Annotated in this window: 15 protein-coding genes and 1 tRNA gene; 14 read left to right on the forward strand and 2 right to left on the reverse strand. The window is 38.9% G+C overall.

The genetic code is table 11. From position 1 onward, the window contains the following. The first annotated feature begins 15 nt into the window (after positions 1–15). The 4 genes from A6B41_RS04260 to A6B41_RS04275 all read left to right on the forward strand — a co-directional run bounded on the left by A6B41_RS04260 (position 16) and on the right by A6B41_RS04275 (position 2,823). Positions 16–633 carry a MarC family protein gene (locus A6B41_RS04260; RefSeq protein WP_027074864.1) on the forward strand — a complete coding sequence of 206 codons (618 nt, stop codon included), beginning with the start codon at positions 16–18 and terminating at the stop codon, positions 631–633. Positions 634–659: 26 nt separating this feature from the next. Beyond that, positions 660–1,889, forward strand: coding sequence for a molybdopterin molybdotransferase MoeA (gene moeA, locus A6B41_RS04265; protein WP_027074863.1), 1,230 nt, complete (start codon positions 660–662; stop codon positions 1,887–1,889). Positions 1,890–1,904: 15 nt separating this feature from the next. Continuing rightward, positions 1,905–2,657, forward strand: a complete 753-nt coding sequence (gene moeB, locus A6B41_RS04270) for a molybdopterin-synthase adenylyltransferase MoeB (protein WP_027074862.1) — start codon at positions 1,905–1,907, stop codon at positions 2,655–2,657. Positions 2,658–2,747: 90 nt separating this feature from the next. Then, positions 2,748–2,823 (forward strand) — tRNA-Asn (locus tag A6B41_RS04275). A 120-nt stretch (positions 2,824–2,943) separates the two neighbouring features. Here A6B41_RS04275 and yfbV read toward each other — a convergent pair. Further along, positions 2,944–3,381, reverse strand: a complete 438-nt coding sequence (yfbV, locus tag A6B41_RS04280; RefSeq protein ID WP_027074861.1) for a terminus macrodomain insulation protein YfbV — start codon at positions 3,379–3,381, stop codon at positions 2,944–2,946. Between the two features lie 128 nt (positions 3,382–3,509). Between yfbV and A6B41_RS04285 the strand changes: the two genes are divergently transcribed. The 10 genes from A6B41_RS04285 (at position 3,510) to lptD (ending at position 14,027) form a co-directional block, all read left to right on the forward strand. Beyond that, positions 3,510–4,232 carry a hypothetical protein gene (locus A6B41_RS04285; RefSeq protein ID WP_027074860.1) on the forward strand — a complete coding sequence of 241 codons (723 nt, stop codon included), beginning with the start codon at positions 3,510–3,512 and terminating at the stop codon, positions 4,230–4,232. An 8-nt stretch (positions 4,233–4,240) separates the two neighbouring features. Then, positions 4,241–4,798, forward strand: a complete 558-nt coding sequence (locus tag A6B41_RS04290; protein WP_027074859.1) for a septation protein A — start codon at positions 4,241–4,243, stop codon at positions 4,796–4,798. Next, entirely contained in the window at positions 4,788–5,243 is a 456-nt protein-coding gene (gene yciA / locus A6B41_RS04295) for an acyl-CoA thioester hydrolase YciA (protein ID WP_027074858.1), read from the forward strand. The genes A6B41_RS04290 and yciA overlap by 11 nt, the downstream gene beginning before the upstream one ends. 10 nt (positions 5,244–5,253) lie before the next feature. After that, a complete protein-coding gene (locus A6B41_RS04300) occupies positions 5,254–5,535 on the forward strand; it encodes a YciI family protein (protein WP_027074857.1) in 282 nt (93 codons plus the stop codon). Between the two features lie 127 nt (positions 5,536–5,662). Further along, positions 5,663–8,560: a bifunctional [glutamate--ammonia ligase]-adenylyl-L-tyrosine phosphorylase/[glutamate--ammonia-ligase] adenylyltransferase gene (gene glnE, locus A6B41_RS04305; protein ID WP_027074856.1), complete on the forward strand. Its 2,898-nt coding sequence runs from the start codon at positions 5,663–5,665 to the stop codon at positions 8,558–8,560. 68 nt (positions 8,561–8,628) lie between these two features. Beyond that, on the forward strand, positions 8,629–9,006 hold the full coding sequence (locus A6B41_RS04310; protein ID WP_027074855.1) for a YacL family protein: 378 nt from the start codon (positions 8,629–8,631) through the stop codon (positions 9,004–9,006). A gap of 125 nt (positions 9,007–9,131) precedes the next feature. Beyond that, the gene (yihI, locus tag A6B41_RS04315) at positions 9,132–9,719 is read left to right on the forward strand and encodes a Der GTPase-activating protein YihI (RefSeq protein WP_027074854.1); all 588 of its coding nucleotides are present in this window, start codon (positions 9,132–9,134) and stop codon (positions 9,717–9,719) included. A 28-nt stretch (positions 9,720–9,747) separates the two neighbouring features. Continuing rightward, on the forward strand, positions 9,748–10,215 hold the full coding sequence (locus A6B41_RS04320; protein ID WP_027074853.1) for a DUF2489 domain-containing protein: 468 nt from the start codon (positions 9,748–9,750) through the stop codon (positions 10,213–10,215). After that, positions 10,215–11,582, forward strand: coding sequence for an oxygen-independent coproporphyrinogen III oxidase (hemN, locus tag A6B41_RS04325; RefSeq protein ID WP_027074852.1), 1,368 nt, complete (start codon positions 10,215–10,217; stop codon positions 11,580–11,582). Before A6B41_RS04320 ends, hemN begins: the two co-directional genes overlap by 1 nt. Before the next feature lie 111 nt (positions 11,583–11,693). After that, on the forward strand, positions 11,694–14,027 hold the full coding sequence (lptD, locus tag A6B41_RS04330) for an LPS assembly protein LptD (protein WP_027074851.1): 2,334 nt from the start codon (positions 11,694–11,696) through the stop codon (positions 14,025–14,027). Between the two features lie 114 nt (positions 14,028–14,141). Here lptD and ppc read toward each other — a convergent pair whose 3' ends face one another. Then, positions 14,142–16,781 carry a phosphoenolpyruvate carboxylase gene (gene ppc / locus A6B41_RS04335; RefSeq protein ID WP_027074850.1) on the reverse strand — a complete coding sequence of 880 codons (2,640 nt, stop codon included), beginning with the start codon at positions 16,779–16,781 and terminating at the stop codon, positions 14,142–14,144. Between the last annotated feature and the right edge of the window lie 143 nt (positions 16,782–16,924).

Below are 16,924 nucleotides of genomic sequence, written 5' to 3' on the forward strand. Positions count from 1 at the left end.
ATAACAGGAGGAAATATGTTTGATTCATTAGCTGTACAATTTGTGGTTCTGTGGGCGGTTATTGACCCTATTGGTTCCGTTCCTGTTTATTTGGCTAAAACAATTGGTCTGCCTATTGAAGCTCGTCATAAAATTGCTCTCAATGCAGTTTTAATTTCTGCTGGTATTTTGATTTTTTTCTTAATCGGTGGGCAAATTCTTTTAGAATCTATGCAGATTCCATTACCTGCTTTCCAAGCAGCCGGTGGTTTGGTGCTACTCCTTTTTGCTTTAACAATGATCTTCGGGGAAAGTAAACCTGAAAAAGAAATGAAGATGAGCAGTAATTTAAATGAATTAGCAGTTTATCCGTTAGCTGTTCCTTCAATTGCATCACCAGGCGCAATGATGGCGGTAGTTTTATTAACAGACAATCACCGTTTCAATGTATTTGAGCAAGCAACAACAGCAGGTATTATGCTATTGGTGTTATTTATTACTTATTTGCTTTTAATGGCAGCAAATCGTATTCAGCATTTAATCGGTAATGCCGGTGCTGCAATTATTAGCCGGGTAATGGGACTAATTTTAGCGGCAATCGCTATGAATAATTTATTGATTGGTGTGAGAGATTTCTTTGTTCAAATTAGTTAGGCTGTTTTACTTATAGGATGAGAGATATGGCACTTTTACCTCTTTCTGATGCTCTGGCAAACATGCTTGAGACTTTACCTCAACCTACCGCTATAGAGCGATTATCCTTAAATGCTTGTGCGAATCGCATTTTAGCGGAGGATATCTTTTCACCAATTAATGTACCCGGTTTTGATAATTCGGCGATGGATGGCTATGCACTGAAAGTAGCTGATTTAGAGCAAAACTCGACTTTAACGGTTATTGGTAAGTCTTTTGCAGGAAATCCTTTTCAAGGTGAAATAAAAGCAGGCGAATGTGTACGTATTATGACTGGAGCAATTATCCCAAAAGGGTGTGATGCTGTGGTGATGCAAGAAGAGACTGCTCTGAATGCTGATGGTACCGTTACATTTAACAATATTGTCCAAAAGGGCAGTAATATTCGTAAAGTTGGAGAAGATATTAAGCAAGGCGAATTAGTATTAGCGAAAGGTTCTCCGTTGAATGTAGCTAGTTTGCCGCTTTTAGCATCGCTTGGTATTGCAACCGTGCCTGTCTTTAGTAAATTAAAAGTGGTAATTCTTTCAACCGGTGATGAATTAACCAGTGTTGGCGAACCTCTGAGTGAGGGGAAAATTTATGATACCAATCGCTTTGCAGTTCGTTTAATGCTAGAAAAATTAAACTGTGATATTTTAGATTACGGTATTTTACCCGATGATCCTATTCAATTTGAACAAACCTTTAGGGCTGCACAAGATGCTGCGGATGTATTAATTACCAGCGGTGGAGTTTCTGTCGGTGAGGCAGATTTTACCAAAGCGGTATTGGAAAAATTAGGTAAAATCGGTTTTTGGAAAATTGCAATGAAACCGGGCAAGCCATTTGCATTTGGGCAATTAGAGAAAGCTTGGTTTTTTGGCTTACCGGGTAACCCGGTTTCTGCCTTGGTTACGTTTTACCAGCTAGTGCAACCTGCATTAGCTAAATTATCGGGGCTATCTGCAGATAAAATTGCAAAATTAACGCAAAATTTAACCGCTTGTAGCGCGGAAAAACTGAAAAAAGCAGCTGGTCGACAAGATTTCCAGCGTGGTTATTTTTATGTAAATACAAATGGTGAATTAGAAGTTCGCCCGGTTGGTCTGCAGAGCTCACATATTTTTAGCGCTTTTAATGAAAGTAATTGCTTTATTGTATTAGAGGCGGAGCGAGGCAATGTGGAAGTCGGAGAGAAAGTCACGATTCAGCCGTTTAATTCGTTGTTAAGCTAATAATCATAGAATGTTATGGAACTCACTGATCAAGAAATGCTGCGTTATAACCGCCAAATTGTCCTAAAAAATGTGGATTTTGACGGGCAAGAAAAGCTTAAAGCCAGTCGGGTGCTAATTGTAGGGCTTGGTGGTTTGGGCTGTGCTGCCTCACAATATCTTGCCTCTGCCGGTATCGGGCATTTGATTTTAGTGGATTTTGATACGGTGTCGCTTTCTAATTTGCAACGTCAGATTTTACATACAGATCAAACAATTGGTCAGCCTAAAGTTGAATCTGCCAAATCAAGGCTTACTGCGATTAATCCAACTATTCAAATTGAGGCAATAAATCAAAAATGTAGTGATGATGATTGGGTAAAATTGATTAAGAGAGTTGATTTAGTTTTGGATTGCACTGATAATGTGACTGTGCGTAATCAGCTTAATTTGCAATGTTTTAGACAAAAACGACCGCTTGTATCAGGTTCAGCTATTCGTTTCGAAGGACAAGTAAGTGTCTTTACTTATCAAGACAAGCAACCTTGTTACCTTTGCCTAAGTCAATTATTTGGGGATGGTACTTTAAGTTGTGTGGAAGCCGGTGTTATTGCACCCATAGTCGGGGTAATTGGTAGTATCCAAGCATTAGAAAGCATAAAAGTTTTATTGAATATCGGTAAAACATTATCCGGTAAATTATTAATGATTGATGGTCTACATTTCTCAGTGAGAGAGATGGTATTGCCAAAACAAGCGAATTGCTCGGTTTGTGCTGATATAATGTAAATTCAAAGTCAAGAAATGTAAATTATGAACCTGTGTTCATTATTTTGTTTGACGGCTAAAACGCTTTAGCTTATTATTCAAAATGTTTATTCCTCCTTAGTTCAGTCGGTAGAACGGTGGACTGTTAATCCATATGTCGCAGGTTCGAGTCCCGCAGGAGGAGCCAAAATTTAGATTTTCTTTTGTTCTTGTTTTATTTGTCTCCTTTTATAAAACAGTAATTCAAACCTCCAGAATTAGAACAAAAGTATTTTGCCCCTTTCATGATGAAAGGGGATTTTTTTTATCAAAGTTCATCAAAATAAGCATTTCCCCAAGTCTCTTCTGCTAGCTTGAGCAAATTGGCAAAATCTTGAAAAGATGGAAGTGCTTGCTCTTTCTCTAGTTTGACATGAGCGGTAATCAGCTTCTGTCTGAGGGACTCATACCATGCCAATAATGAGAGTGAGAGTGGGGATTTTGCTCTTTTCCCCAGCCAATAAAGCCCTTGAAAAGGAATTGAAATAGCGAATATTGCAGTAATCACTGCGTTAGCTAAGATAGATTGAGTCGGATCAGAAAAGAGATATTGCCAGACTATAGCAAAGCAGGCAAAAGCCGGCATCACTTTAGAGGAAAACTTAACCAAACGAATAATGTGATAGTCAGGCATAAAATTCGCTAATTTTTTTTGATTGGGTAGCGTATTTAGATAACGTTGTCCGGCTTCAAATAGATTTAACATAGCATTCTCTTAAAAATTTTTCCTCATTTTATCTAACTAACGAAAATCTACAATAGATTAATGCAGTCTTGTCTAACAATTGCTATACTTTAGGTTAACTTTTTTTACACCAATTGAAAGGATATTTTATGCAAATTAAATTTGCGGATTTATTACAAGATAGCTGGAATTTTATGCGTAATCAGCAACGTTTCTCGCTGACAGCGGTTGCTATTATTGTGATTATACAACTTGCTGTAATTTTTTTATTTCCTCATGAACCGAGCTCTATTTCTCAACAACAAATTGAGCTGCCAAACATGCTGCCAACTATTTTATTAGGTGTAGCTAATTTTTTTATCAGCTTATTAATGATTTTAAATATTCAAGCGATTAATAATGGATATTATCGGCACTTTTTCCAGCATACAGCAGAGGCATTAAAAGCATTTTTTCCGGTGTTGTTATTGAATTTTGCGATGATCTTACCACTTTCGTTAGGGGGGAGTATTGTAATTGGAAGTGCTGAAATGATGATTTTGGCATTCCCGATGATTATAATCGGCTTTTATTGGTTTTTTAAATTATGCCTTGTTATTTATGTTTATCTGCTGGAAAAACCACAAAAAGGGTTCATGGAAACGATTAAATTTACCCTACAACTATCGCGTGGGCGAATGCTACCATTGGTGTTATTCTGCGTAATTTCTTATGTAGTACCGGGGATTTTATCTAGAATGATCTCAGGTTTTGGGAACAGTTTTGTTGGTGTGCTTATTACAATCATTTTAAGTACGTTAATTAGTGTGTTTATAGCAATTTTCAGCTTCCGCTTTTATCAAGTTTATCGTCAATCACCAAAAAATCACTAGGAGATTTCATGAAGCAGTTACTTGAATTTATTCCGCTGATTCTATTTTTTGTTGTGTACAAAATGTCAGGTATTCAGATGGCATCTATTGTGCTGGTTGTTGCGACCATTGCTCAAATGGTTGCCTTAAAAGTGTTGTATGGAAAAATAGAAAAGCAGCAAGCTATTATGGGAGGAGCCGTTGTTTTCTTTGGCTTATTAAGTGCTTATTTTAATGAAGTCAAATATTTACAATGGAAAGTGACGATTGTCTATTCCCTTTTTGCTTTGGTTTTATTGGTGAGCCAGTTTGGGTTTAAAACCCCATTAATTAAAAAATTATTAGGAAAAGAACTTCAATTACCGGATAAAGTCTGGAATCAGCTCAATTTAGGCTGGGCGTTGTTCTTTATACTCTGTATGTTGTTGAACATTTATATCAGTCAATATTTCTCTGAAGAGATTTGGGTTGATTTTAAATCTTTCGGCATTATCGGCTTAACGTTGGTTGCAACTATTGCAACCGGATTTGTGATTTACCCTTATTTAAAAAATGCTGAAAAACAGGAACAGCAAAATGAAAAATAAACCTTACGAAAAAGACCCACAGGGGAAGTTAATTTTAAGAACCTTGGCAATGCCTTCGGATACTAATGCCAATGGGGATATTTTTGGCGGCTGGATTATGTCGCAAATGGATTTAGGCGGAGCGATTTTAGCAAAAGAATTGGCTAAAGGCAGAGTGGTAACGGTTTCTGTCGATAAAATGATTTTCCATATGCCAATTTCAGTCGGTGATGTTGTGTGTTGCTACGGCACGTTAATTCATGTAGGTCGCTCGTCTATGCAGGTAAAAGTGGAAGTTTTTATCAAACAAGTTTATGAAGGCGCTCGTGAGCGTTTTCGTGTTACAGAAGCGTTATTTACCTATGTTGCTATTGATAAAGATGGAAAACCTCGTGCAGTACCGAGAGAGAATAATCCGGAGCTTGAGGAAGCACTATCATTAATTAATTCAACTGATATTACATAAGGAGAATATTATGTACTATGTGATTTTTGCACAAGATAACCCGAATATGTTGGAAAAACGTTTGGAAGTTCGCCCTGCTCATTTGGCCCGTTTGGAAAAGCTACAAGCAGAAGGACGTTTATTAATTGCAGGCCCTAATCCGTCTGAAGATGGCTCAAGTGTGACAGGCTCAACAGTAATTGCGGAATTTAATTCTCTTGAAGAGGCCCAACAGTGGGCAAGCCAAGATCCTTATGTTGAGGCAGGCGTATATGGTGAGGTAATTATCAAGCCGTTTAAAAGAGTATTTTAATTAACAAGCGGTAATATTTTGCAGATTTTTTGCAAATTATCTTGATCTAGTTCCCCTCTTTTCTAAAGAGGGGAGCAGCTCTTCCAAATAAAAAATACAATCTCTCACTAATACACGTTTTATTCTTATGCTCACCAATCTTCTTGCTCAATCTCAGTTATGTCTAAATGAACAATCGGTGGATTTGCAAAATTCTGAGCAAATTCAACCGCTTGTGACAGCCATCTCTCTCTCAAATTTCGTTAAAAAAACCTTACAAAAACAGCCCGATTTATTACATGAATGGCTAACACAGGCACCTACAGCGCAAGACTGTGATAATTATTCTGAGCATTTAACGGAAATCTTGGCTCAGATTGAAGATGGACAATCTCTTGCTCGTGAGTTACGCCTGTTCCGCCACCGTGAAATGGCAAAACTAAGCTTTATTCAATCTAATAAGTTGGCGACGGTAGAATTTGTGTTCCAACGCCTATCCGATTTAGCCGAAAGCTTAGTTTTAGCGGCCCGAGATTGGCTGTTTGATAAGTGCTGTGAAGAATATGGTACACCGATGAATAGCCTTGGTGAGAAGCAAGAGCTACTGATTTTAGGCATGGGAAAATTAGGTGGGCGAGAACTTAATTTTTCTTCCGATATTGATCTGATTTTTACTTATCCCGATGCCGGCGAAACGGAAGGTGGACGAAAACCGATTGAGAACAGCAAATTTTTCATGCGAATGGGGCAGCGTTTAATTAAAGCGTTGGACGATATTACCGCAGATGGATTTGTTTACCGTACTGATATGCGGCTTCGCCCTTTTGGCGACAGCGGCGCTTTAGTGCTAAGTTTTGCCGCCATGGAAGATTACTACCAAGAACAAGGTCGGGATTGGGAACGCTATGCGATGATTAAAGCCAAAATTTTAGGTGAAGATAACCAAAACCTGAATCATCGCTATCTTAAACAGATGCTGAGGCCTTTTGTTTATCGCCGTTATTTGGATTTTAGTGCGATTCAATCTCTGCGAGAAATGAAAGAAAAAATTAGCCGAGAAGTAGTTCGCCGTCATTTAACCGACAATATTAAACTCGGAGCCGGTGGTATTCGTGAAGTAGAATTTATCGCCCAAACCTTCCAAATGATTCGTGGCGGGCGAGATAAAATTCTGCAAGAACGTAGCCTTTTGACCGTACTGTTACGCCTAAGCCAATTAGCCTTATTGAGTGAAGAAAAGGTATTAAAGCTCCACAACGCCTATATTTTTTATCGCCAAATCGAAAATGTATTGCAGGCGATTGATGATAAACAAACCCAAACATTGCCAACCGATCCTGATGATCAAATTCGCATTATGTTTGCCTGCCAAAGCTACTGGCAGCAAGATTTAATCAGTGGCGAAAGCCGTTTGGTGAAACACGATTTTGCTGACTGGCAGCAGTTTTTAGCGGTGCTTTTTGCTTATCAACATGATGTTCGCCAAATTTTTAATGAAATTATCGGCGAGGAAGAGAGTGAAGAGAATAATCCGCTGAGTGAAAAACTCGCTGAATGGAAAGATATTCTGCACTATGAGATTTCGTATGAAGATTTAGCGGTGGTGCTCAAAAGTTATCCGTTGGTCGCAGAAAATGATTATGCGGAAATTTATCACCTGTTTTCCACCACTTTCCAAGATTGGGTGAAACGCCCGATTGGCGGACGTGGGCGAAATGTGTTGCGTAATTTAATGCCCAAAATTGCTGACAGCATTTTTCAACGTGAAGATTATCTGGTGCTATTGCCTCGTATTATCAATATTGTAGATAAAATCACGACCCGCACTACCTATATTGAGCTAATGCTGGAAGGCGATCAAATTCTGCCTCAACTTTTAACGCTTTGTGGGCAGTCGGTTATGATTGCTGAGCAAATTGCCCGTTATCCGATGTTGTTGGATGAGTTAATTAGTTATCGTGGATTGAGCCAAGTGCCGGAATTGAAAAATTACCGTTTGGCTCTACAAGATTACTTAATACGGATTCCTGAAGAAGATGAAGAAGCTTTAATTGACGGTTTACGACAATTTAAACAGAGCTATATTTTACGTATTGCGGCAGCAGACATTTTAGGGGTGTTACCTGTTATGAAAATCAGCGACCATCTCACTTATCTTGCCGAAGCGATTATTGATGCGGTGGTGAATATGGCGTGGAAACAAGTTGCCTATCGTTTTGGGCAACCGGAACATTTAGAAGCCGGTGAGAAAGGCTTTGCGGTAATTGGCTACGGAAAATTAGGTGGGATTGAGCTAGGCTATAATTCGGATTTAGATTTAGTTTTTTTGCATAATTCCCCTGAAGATAGCCAAACGGTAGGCGGTAAAAAAGCCATTTCCAGCCATCAGTTTTATTTAAAATTGGCACAGAAAATCAACTCGATTTTTAATTTGAATACCAGTGCCGGCATTTTGTATGAAGTAGATATGCGACTTCGTCCATCAGGAGAGGCGGGGCTTTTGGTTAGCACATTTAAGGCCTATGATAACTACCAGAAAAACGAAGCATGGACTTGGGAGAGCCAAGCGTTAGTACGAGCAAGATGTGTGTTTGGCTCAGAGAGTCTTAAACAAGAATTTGAGCAAATTCGCCAAACAACTCTGTGCTTACCTCGTGCAAGAGGTCAATTACGGCAAGAAATTTGCGAAATGCGGCAAAAAATGTACCAGCATTTATCGTCTTCTTCATTGGATAGTTTCCATATTAAAACCGACCAAGGCGGCATTACCGATATTGAATTTATCGCCCAGTATTTAGTGTTGGCACATAGCCATCAAAAACCGCAAATGGCAGTATGGTCGGATAATGTCAGAATTTTTGACAGCGCAGTAGAATCCGGCATTTTAAGCCGGCAAGATGGAGAAGAACTAAAACGTTGCTACACCTCATTACGTAATCAAATTCATCATTTAAATTTGTTGCGCAAACAGGGTGTTGTAGCGGGGACGGAATTTAAGGCTGAGCGAAATTTTGTTGCGAAGATGTGGCATTTATTATTGAATTGATTTGCAAAATTTTTCGCAAAAATGACCGCTTGTTAGGCTATAATAGCCAAAATAAGAGGAGAAGGTGTATGGAATATCAATTTACACACAGTATTCACGGGGTTGTTGCGAAATGCTCAATGGATCACGAGGCTTTTGCTCGTTGGTTAAACTGTGAAATTACAGAAAATCAGAAAGATCTGGACACCATTTTTGCGGAAATAGAAAAATGTCGCGCCGCTTTCCCTAATCATTATGAATGCGTTTTTGAAGGCAAAGAATACAGCATTTATTTCGATTATGACGAAGTGATGGCAAAGGCAAATAATTTAGATACTGCTTTTGAAGAAGATGAAATTGAGGACGGATTTCAGTTTTATAATCAAGAAAGCATCGCATTTTGTGGTTTGGATGATTTTGAAAAGTTTTTAACAGCCTACAAGCTTTTTATGCAAACCTATCATTAAATAGTAAATAAAGGCATGGATGAGCCATGCTTTTATTTTTTGGATTGTAAATCTAGACTATCAACAGACAGCAATTCCTTGTAGAATAATCTTTTATATTAATTTTAAGCAACATTGAACAAATTATGAGTCGTACTAAAAAAACACGTCGTATTACCGATATTATGCCGGCTAGAAAAAGTGATAAGCCAACACAGCCTACGCCAAAATTAGGTGGCGGTAAAAAGCGTAAACTTACTCGTTATGAGCTAGATGCTCAAGCACGTGAGGAAAAGCGTAAACGTAAGCACAAGGGGTTACCGACGGGTTCTCGTAATGCAGACCTAGCGGAGAAGAAAAAGGAAAGCGTGAAAGAGGTAAAAGATCCGCGTATCGGCAGTCGTAAAAAAGTGCCGTTAATGGTGGAGTTTGTCAATCAGCCGGAAAAAGGGCGTACTATCAAGCCTGTGCCGATTGAGTCTCAAAAACCAACACTTTCGCCAGAGCAAGAGTTAGAGCAGTTAGAAAATAATGAATGTTTAAATCAGCTGTTAGACGATTTAGAAGCCGGTAAAACGTTGTCTCTTGAAGATCAGAAATTTATGAATGAGTGTTTAGATCGTATTGATGAGTTGATGACTGAATTGGGTATCGAATTTGAAGATGAGGACGGCGATGCAGGAGATGCTTTACTTCGTCAATTTGAAACAATGGATATTAATAAATTTCGCTAATTATCAGCAAGGATGATAGCCGATTATGATGCTAAAAATATTTCTTATTGTGTTGGCTGCTTTAATTCTCATTTCATTGGCAGGTTATGCCATACATTTAATGCTGAAATTGCGAATTCAAAAAAGGCGAGAAAAAGCGCTGCTTGAAGAAGCGAAACAGGCACAAAAAGAACGTTATTTGCGTATATTAGAAAGTATTGATGTGATTGCCAAAGCAATGATGTCAGAACAATGTGATTTATCTGAAGGGGTTTTAAGGTTAAAACCGTTATTAGACGTTTTAGGTAGAAAATTAAGCCAATATACAGCGATGTGGGCGTTGTACCAAGTGGTGGAAAATATGCCGATTTTAGACGAGCGAAAAAAACTAAAACGTAATGAACGGATGAAGCTGGATTTGGAGCGTGAAGCCAAAGAAGTTGAACTTGAATCAGATATCAAAATTGAGTGTTACCAATTATTACAAGATATTGAAGAAATGAAAAAGGCAATCTAATGTCAGAAATTATTTGGGATTTAGCCCTTATTCAAAAATATAATCAATCTGGACCTCGTTATACTTCATATCCGACAGCATTGGAGTTTAATGAGAATTATACTAACGATGATTTTAAAGCAGCAGCGGCTCGCTATCCGGAGAGACCGCTTTCCCTTTATGTACATATTCCGTTTTGTCATAAGCTTTGTTATTTCTGTGGCTGTAATAAAGTCATTACACGCCATCGTCACAAAGTTGAAATTTATCTAGACTATCTTGAACGGGAAATCAAAACACGTGCACCGTTATTTAAAAATCGACTGGTGACTCAAATTCACTGGGGCGGTGGTACACCAACCTACTTAGATGAAGATCAATCTGCCCGTTTAATGGCAATGCTTCGTTCTAATTTTGAAGTTAGTGATGAAGCCGAAATCAGCATTGAGATGGATCCGCGTGAAATTGAATTAAATATGCTTGATCACCTAAAAGCAATCGGCTTTAACCGTATCAGTATGGGGATTCAGGACTTTGATAAAGAAGTTCAACAATTGGTAAATCGTGAGCAAGATGAGGAATTTATCTTTGATTTAATGAAACGAGCCAAAGAGTTAGGTTTTGTTTCTACGAATGTGGATTTGATTTACGGTTTGCCAAAGCAAAACGTAGAGGGCTTTATGTATACCTTAAAGAGGGTAGTTGAGCTGAATCCGGATCGTATGAGTGTCTTTAATTATGCGCACTTGCCAAGTCGTTTTGCGGCACAAATTAAAATCAAAGAAAATATGTTGCCCGGGCCTGAAACTAAATTAACGATTTTGCAAAAGTCGATCGAATTTTTAGGGGAAAACGGTTATAAATTTATTGGCATGGATCACTTTGCTAAGCCGGATGATGAGTTGGCGATTGCACAAGAAAAAGGCATTTTACACCGTAATTTCCAAGGCTATACGACTCAAGAAGAGTGTGATTTATTAGGTATGGGGGTATCTGCGATAAGCTTATTAGGCGATACTTATGCCCAAAACCAAAAAGAGTTACAGCAATATTATGCAGATGTTGAAGCAACTGGCATTGCCTTGCATAAAGGGATTGCACTCAGTCAAGATGACTGTATTCGCCGTGATGTGATTAAAGCGTTAATCTGCAATTTTAAATTGGATTTCACTACCATTGAAAACGCATATGGTATTGAGTTCAAGACCTATTTTGCTGAAGACTTGGACTTACTCAAACCATTGGCAGAAGATGGTTTGTTAACACTGAGTGATAATGAAATTGTGGTTTCACCTCAAGGACGTTTACTTATTCGCAATATTTGCTTATGTTTTGATGTGTATTCAAGACAATTAGCGAGAAGACAGCAATTTTCTCGTATTATTTAACGAACAAGCGGTCGTTTTTAGGCGAAATTTTACCAATCTCTAAACCTTGAACTATTTGTAAAATTTCTCCGTTTTTTGACCGCTTGTTCCCTAATTCATAAAGGAAAAAGTATGAAACAGCGTTATAGCTTACTTTCTCTTGCTGTGATGGCAGCTTGTTATAGCAACTATACAGTCGCTGATTTAAGGCAACAATGTTTACTTGGCGTGCCTCAATTTCAAGGTGAATTGGTAGAAGGCGAGCAACTTAGCATTCCTGTAACCATTGAGTCAGATAGTGCTGTGATTAATCAGCCACGAGATGCGACTTACAGCGGTGATGTCAGTATCAAGCAGGGGAATCGCTCTATTGTTGCAGATCAAGTTCGTGTGGAACAAGATGGCGAAAATGCCCGTATGGCATATTTACAAGGTAATTTTAATTATCAAGATGATCTGATTCAAGCAACGGGCGCTGATGCAACCATCAATCTACTTTCCAAAGAGTCTAATCTTGCTAATGCTAACTATCAATTAGTTGGCAGACAAGGTCGTGGTACGGCAGAGTCGGGCGAGTTTGGTAATGAGAAGCGAACGTTAAAAAATGCAAGTTTCACATCTTGCTTACCGGATGATAACTCATGGTCGATTGAAGCCAATGAGATGATTCAGCATGTCAAAGATGAATATGCCGAAATGTGGCATGCTCGCTTTAAAGTATTAGGTGTGCCGGTGTTTTATTCTCCGTATTTACAATTCCCAATTGGTGATCGCCGCCGTAGTGGTTTATTAATTCCAAGTTTTGAGCGTTCAAGTAGAAACGGTTGGACTTACTCTCAACCATTTTATTGGAATATTGCACCTAATATGGATGCAACCATTACTCCAACTTATTACTCACGTCGTGGTTGGCAAATCAGTCCGGAGTTTAGATATTTAACGAAAATCGGTCAAGGCTTGGTAGCCAGTGAATATATGGCAAGAGATCGTTTAACCGAGTATCAGCCGGAAGATAAAGATCGTAAACGTTATTTGTTACATTGGCGTCATAGCATGAGCTTTTTAACTGATTGGCGTTTTTCGGTTGATTACACCAAAGTAAGTGATAGACGTTATTTCTCGGATTTTGATTCGGCTTATGGTAACAGTACTGATGGTTATGCGACTCAAAACTTCAAGTTAGGCTACTATCAACCCAACTACAATATCTCGATTTCAGGTAAAAAATTCCAGACATTCGATAATTTAAATATCGGACCTTACCGAGTATTACCGCAAATTGATTTTAATTACTACAAAAATGATTTAATTCAAGGTGGTGATTTTAAATTTTTTGCTCAAGTGGCACGTTTTGAAAATGATAGCAGGTTGATGCCAAAAGCATGGCGTTTTCATGCAGAACCAACACTTAATTTCCCTCTAGCAAACCGCTATGGTAGTTTGAATGTAGAAACAAAATTATATGCGACTCGCTATATGCAAAATAAAGGAAGTGAGAGTACAGAGGAAATAAAGAAAAGTGTAAGTCGTGTAATCCCTCAATTTAAATTGGATTTCCAAACGATTTTAGAGTCGGATAAACAGTTATTTTCAGGTTTTAACCAAACACTTGAACCTCGAGTGCAATATATTTACCGCCCATATAAAAATCAAAGCGATATTGGTTCAAAGAGGCACCAAAGTGTAAGCTTAGGCTATGATTCTGCGCTGTTACAAAATGATTATTTCTCACTGTTTAATGATCGCCGTTATAGTGGTTTAGACCGTATTTCATCTGCAAATTTAGTTACGGCTGGTGGAACAACCCGCTTCTTTAATGATAAAAGCGGGGAAGAGGTTTTTAACTTCAGTTTAGGGCAAACTTATTATCTGAGTCCATCAAAAATTGATGACAGTGTAGAGAATAGTATCAATAAACGTACTGCCTCATGGTCAGCAGAGTCTAACTGGAAATTTCATAAAAATTGGAATTGGCATGGTAGCTATCAATATGACACTCGTCTGAAGCAGACCTCTTTGGCGAATATGTCCTTACAATATAAGCCTCAATCGGATAAGTTGATTCAATTAAATTATCGTTATGCAAGTAAAGATTATATTAATCAGAACTTAAATACGAATAAGTATGGTCAATCTATTAAGCAGGTAGGTGCAGTTTTTGCTTGGGAATTAACGGATAAGATCTCAATGATGACAAGTTACTACCAAGATATTGCATTGAATAAGCCGGTTGAAGGGCAGATTTCACTAAATTATAACACTTGCTGTTGGGCTGCGAATGTTTATGTTGCTCGTAGGTTGGTTTCTACTCCGGTAGGTTCGCCGGACACCATCAACGATTTGTACTATGATAATAAATTCGGCATTAACTTTGAGTTACGCTTCGGGACGAGTTATAGCAATAGCGTATCAAGAATGTTAAAACGAGGCATCATTCCTTATACTGAGCCTTACGGTATTAACTAAAATAAAAGCGAGAACAATGTTCTCGCTTTTTTCATGTTTGTGTTTCTACCAAGCGGTCAGATATTGTTGAAATTTTGCAAATTTTCTACCAAATTTAACCGCTTGCAATGCAATTTAACCCGTATTACGCATACCGGCTGCAATCCCTGTGATGGTAATCATCAAAGCTTGTTCTAATTCCGGATCAGCATTTTCGCCTTGGTTACGGATACGGTGTAGAAGCTCAACTTGCAGTAAGTTTAGCGGGTCGGTATATACATTACGTAGTGCAATAGATTCTGCAATCCAAGGTAAATCAGCCATTAATTGACCATCGTGGGCAAGAGCTAAAACCGTTTTAATATCTGATTGTAGCTGGCTACGCAGTGCTTTACCTAAACGGTGTAAATTTGGCTCGACCAAACGTTGGTCGTAATATTCCGCCAACCATTCATCCGCTTTACTAAATACCATCTCCAGCATCCCAATTCGGGTAGAGAAGAATGGCCACTCATTACACATCTCTTTAAGTAAATTTTCATTACCATCATTAATGAGTTGCTGTAATGCTTGTCCTGCACCTAACCATGCCGGTAACATTAATCGATTTTGCATCCAAGCAAAGATCCAAGGAATAGCACGTAAACTTTCCACTCCACCATTTGGATTACGTTTTGCCGGGCGGGAGCCTAGAGGTAAGCGAGAAAGCTCTAATTCCGGCGTTGCCGAGCGGAAATATGGTACGAAATCCGGCTCGCCACGCACCATATTACGATAGATCTGGCAGGAAATATCCGACCCTTTTGCCAGTACATCTCGCCATTCTTGTTTTGGTTCCGGAGGTGGGAAAATGTTCGCTTCAAGAATTGCACTTGCATACAACTCTAAGCTTTCGACTGCAACTGCAGGCAAGCCTAATTTAAAGCGGATCATTTCACCTTGTTCGGTTACACGTAACCCATTTTTCAATGAACGAGGGGGCTGAGAGAGAAGGGCTGCGTGAGCCGGAGCGCCGCCACGACCGATTGTACCACCACGTCCGTGGAATAAGGTCAGCTCAATATTATATTTTTCACAAAGATTCACTAAAGATTCCTGTGCACGATACTGCGCCCAACTTGCAGCAAGCATTCCTGCATCTTTAGCGGAGTCGGAATAGCCGATCATGACCATTTGGTAGTTATTTATCACACCACGGTACCAGCCAATATTAAAGAGATCGGTCATCACTTTTTCACTGTGATCTAAATCCCCTAATGTCTCAAACAGAGGTGCCACCGGAATAGTAAATTTGCAGCCGGCTTCTTTTAATAAAAGGTGCACGGCTAGTACATCGGAAGCTTCACGAGCCATAGAGATCACATAAGCAGAAATGACACCTTCAGGTTGCTCTGCAACTACTTTACAGGTATCTAATACTTCTTTAGTTTTCGGGCTTGGTGTCCAGTTTGTAGGAATGAGTGGACGACGAGAGCTTAATTCTCGTACTAAGAAAGCCTGTTTATCATCTTCGGTCCAGTGAGAATAATCGCCTAAGCCAATATAGCGGGTAATTTCTGCAATTGCTGCTTCATGACGACCACTTTCTTGGCGAATATCTAAACGAGATAAACCTAAACCAAAGCAGCCAACTCGGCGTAGGCAATCCAACAATGCACCATTGGCGATAATTCGCATTCCACAGGCTTGTAGTGATTGATAGCAATCAAATAGCGGTTCCCAGAGTTGTTTATCAGAGGTGAGAATATCATCTTCATCAACGGTTGAGATTTTATCTTCCAATAATTCGGCATAATAGATACCGGTATTGATCAATTTTTGGCGAAGTTGTTTGAGTAAGACGCGATACGGTTCTAAATGATCCCCATATTTTGAGCGAAATGCCGGAGTGCATTGTGTAATTGAAAGCTCTTCCGCCAAAGCTTTAATATCTTGTAAAAATAATTCAGCCGCTTTCCAACGGTTCATTCTTAATACTCGGCGAGTTGTTTCGGCGGTCACGAACGGATTCCCGTCACGGTCTCCTCCCATCCAAGAAGAGAAACGAACAGGCGCTAAACTGACAGGATATTGTACGCCAAAATGTTTTTCCAGATAAAAATTAAGCTGGCGGCAAAATTCAGGTACGGCTTTCCATAAGCTATTTTCAATGACAGCCATACCACTTTTCGCTTCATCAACAGGGGTAGGACGTTGTGTTCTGATTTCATTGGTATGCCAAGCCAGTGCAATAAGCTGCATTAGGCGGCGTTTGATTTTATACGATTCTGCCTCAGTTAAATCATCATGTTCCAACAAGTTCAAACATTTATTAATTTCAACGTGCTTATGCCCGAGTGAACGGCGAGTCACCTCGGTTGGATGGGCGGTGAGTACCAAATCAATCATTAAGCCTTCAACGGTTTTTATCACTTTTTCAACAGGAATATTTTGTGCTTTTAAACGTAGGAAAAGTGAATCTAATGAACGACTACCTAACGATTCATCAATATGATGGCGGGAAATAGTTTGGTACTGCTCAGCAATATTCGTTAAATTCAGAAAGTGGCTGAAGGCACGGGCAACCGGCAGTACATCGTCGTTAGAAATATTTGCCAATTTATCTAATAGTTGCTCACGGGCCGCTTCATCACCGGCACGGGATTTTTTGGAAAGCACACGAATGCTTTCAATCAGCTCAAGAATATAATCACCTTGTGCATCGCGAATAGTTTCTCCTAAAAACTCGCCTAGCATATGGATATTATGCTGAATAGTTGAATATGGATGACTCATAAAAAATTCCTATGGTAAACATAAAATAAAATAATCTCTAACTCTTTCTAAATATGCCGAAAATCGACAAAAATAGCAAATAGATTTAATTAAATTTTTGAATTAAATGATATAAAACAAAACAAGCGGTGATATTTGCAAAA

It is taken from the genome of Mannheimia granulomatis, assembly GCF_013377255.1.
Lineage (GTDB): Bacteria > Pseudomonadota > Gammaproteobacteria > Enterobacterales > Pasteurellaceae > Mannheimia > Mannheimia granulomatis.

What these genes read in the sequence shown, in the direction of transcription:
- yfbV (WP_027074861.1), bottom strand. Translation starts at nt 3,381, where the DNA reads ATGTTAAATCTATTTGAAGCCGGACAACGTTATCTAAATACGCTACCC.
- A6B41_RS04300 (WP_027074857.1), top strand. Translation starts at nt 5,254, where the DNA reads ATGTACTATGTGATTTTTGCACAAGATAACCCGAATATGTTGGAAAAA.
- A6B41_RS04320 (WP_027074853.1), top strand. Translation starts at nt 9,748, where the DNA reads ATGCTAAAAATATTTCTTATTGTGTTGGCTGCTTTAATTCTCATTTCA.
- hemN (WP_027074852.1), top strand. Translation starts at nt 10,215, where the DNA reads ATGTCAGAAATTATTTGGGATTTAGCCCTTATTCAAAAATATAATCAA.
- ppc (WP_027074850.1), bottom strand. Translation starts at nt 16,781, where the DNA reads ATGAGTCATCCATATTCAACTATTCAGCATAATATCCATATGCTAGGC.
- A6B41_RS04290 (WP_027074859.1), top strand. Translation starts at nt 4,241, where the DNA reads ATGAAGCAGTTACTTGAATTTATTCCGCTGATTCTATTTTTTGTTGTG.
- glnE (WP_027074856.1), top strand. Translation starts at nt 5,663, where the DNA reads ATGCTCACCAATCTTCTTGCTCAATCTCAGTTATGTCTAAATGAACAA.
- A6B41_RS04310 (WP_027074855.1), top strand. Translation starts at nt 8,629, where the DNA reads ATGGAATATCAATTTACACACAGTATTCACGGGGTTGTTGCGAAATGC.
- yihI (WP_027074854.1), top strand. Translation starts at nt 9,132, where the DNA reads ATGAGTCGTACTAAAAAAACACGTCGTATTACCGATATTATGCCGGCT.
- A6B41_RS04260 (WP_027074864.1), top strand. Translation starts at nt 16, where the DNA reads ATGTTTGATTCATTAGCTGTACAATTTGTGGTTCTGTGGGCGGTTATT.
- moeB (WP_027074862.1), top strand. Translation starts at nt 1,905, where the DNA reads ATGGAACTCACTGATCAAGAAATGCTGCGTTATAACCGCCAAATTGTC.
- lptD (WP_027074851.1), top strand. Translation starts at nt 11,694, where the DNA reads ATGAAACAGCGTTATAGCTTACTTTCTCTTGCTGTGATGGCAGCTTGT.
- moeA (WP_027074863.1), top strand. Translation starts at nt 660, where the DNA reads ATGGCACTTTTACCTCTTTCTGATGCTCTGGCAAACATGCTTGAGACT.
- yciA (WP_027074858.1), top strand. Translation starts at nt 4,788, where the DNA reads ATGAAAAATAAACCTTACGAAAAAGACCCACAGGGGAAGTTAATTTTA.
- A6B41_RS04285 (WP_027074860.1), top strand. Translation starts at nt 3,510, where the DNA reads ATGCAAATTAAATTTGCGGATTTATTACAAGATAGCTGGAATTTTATG.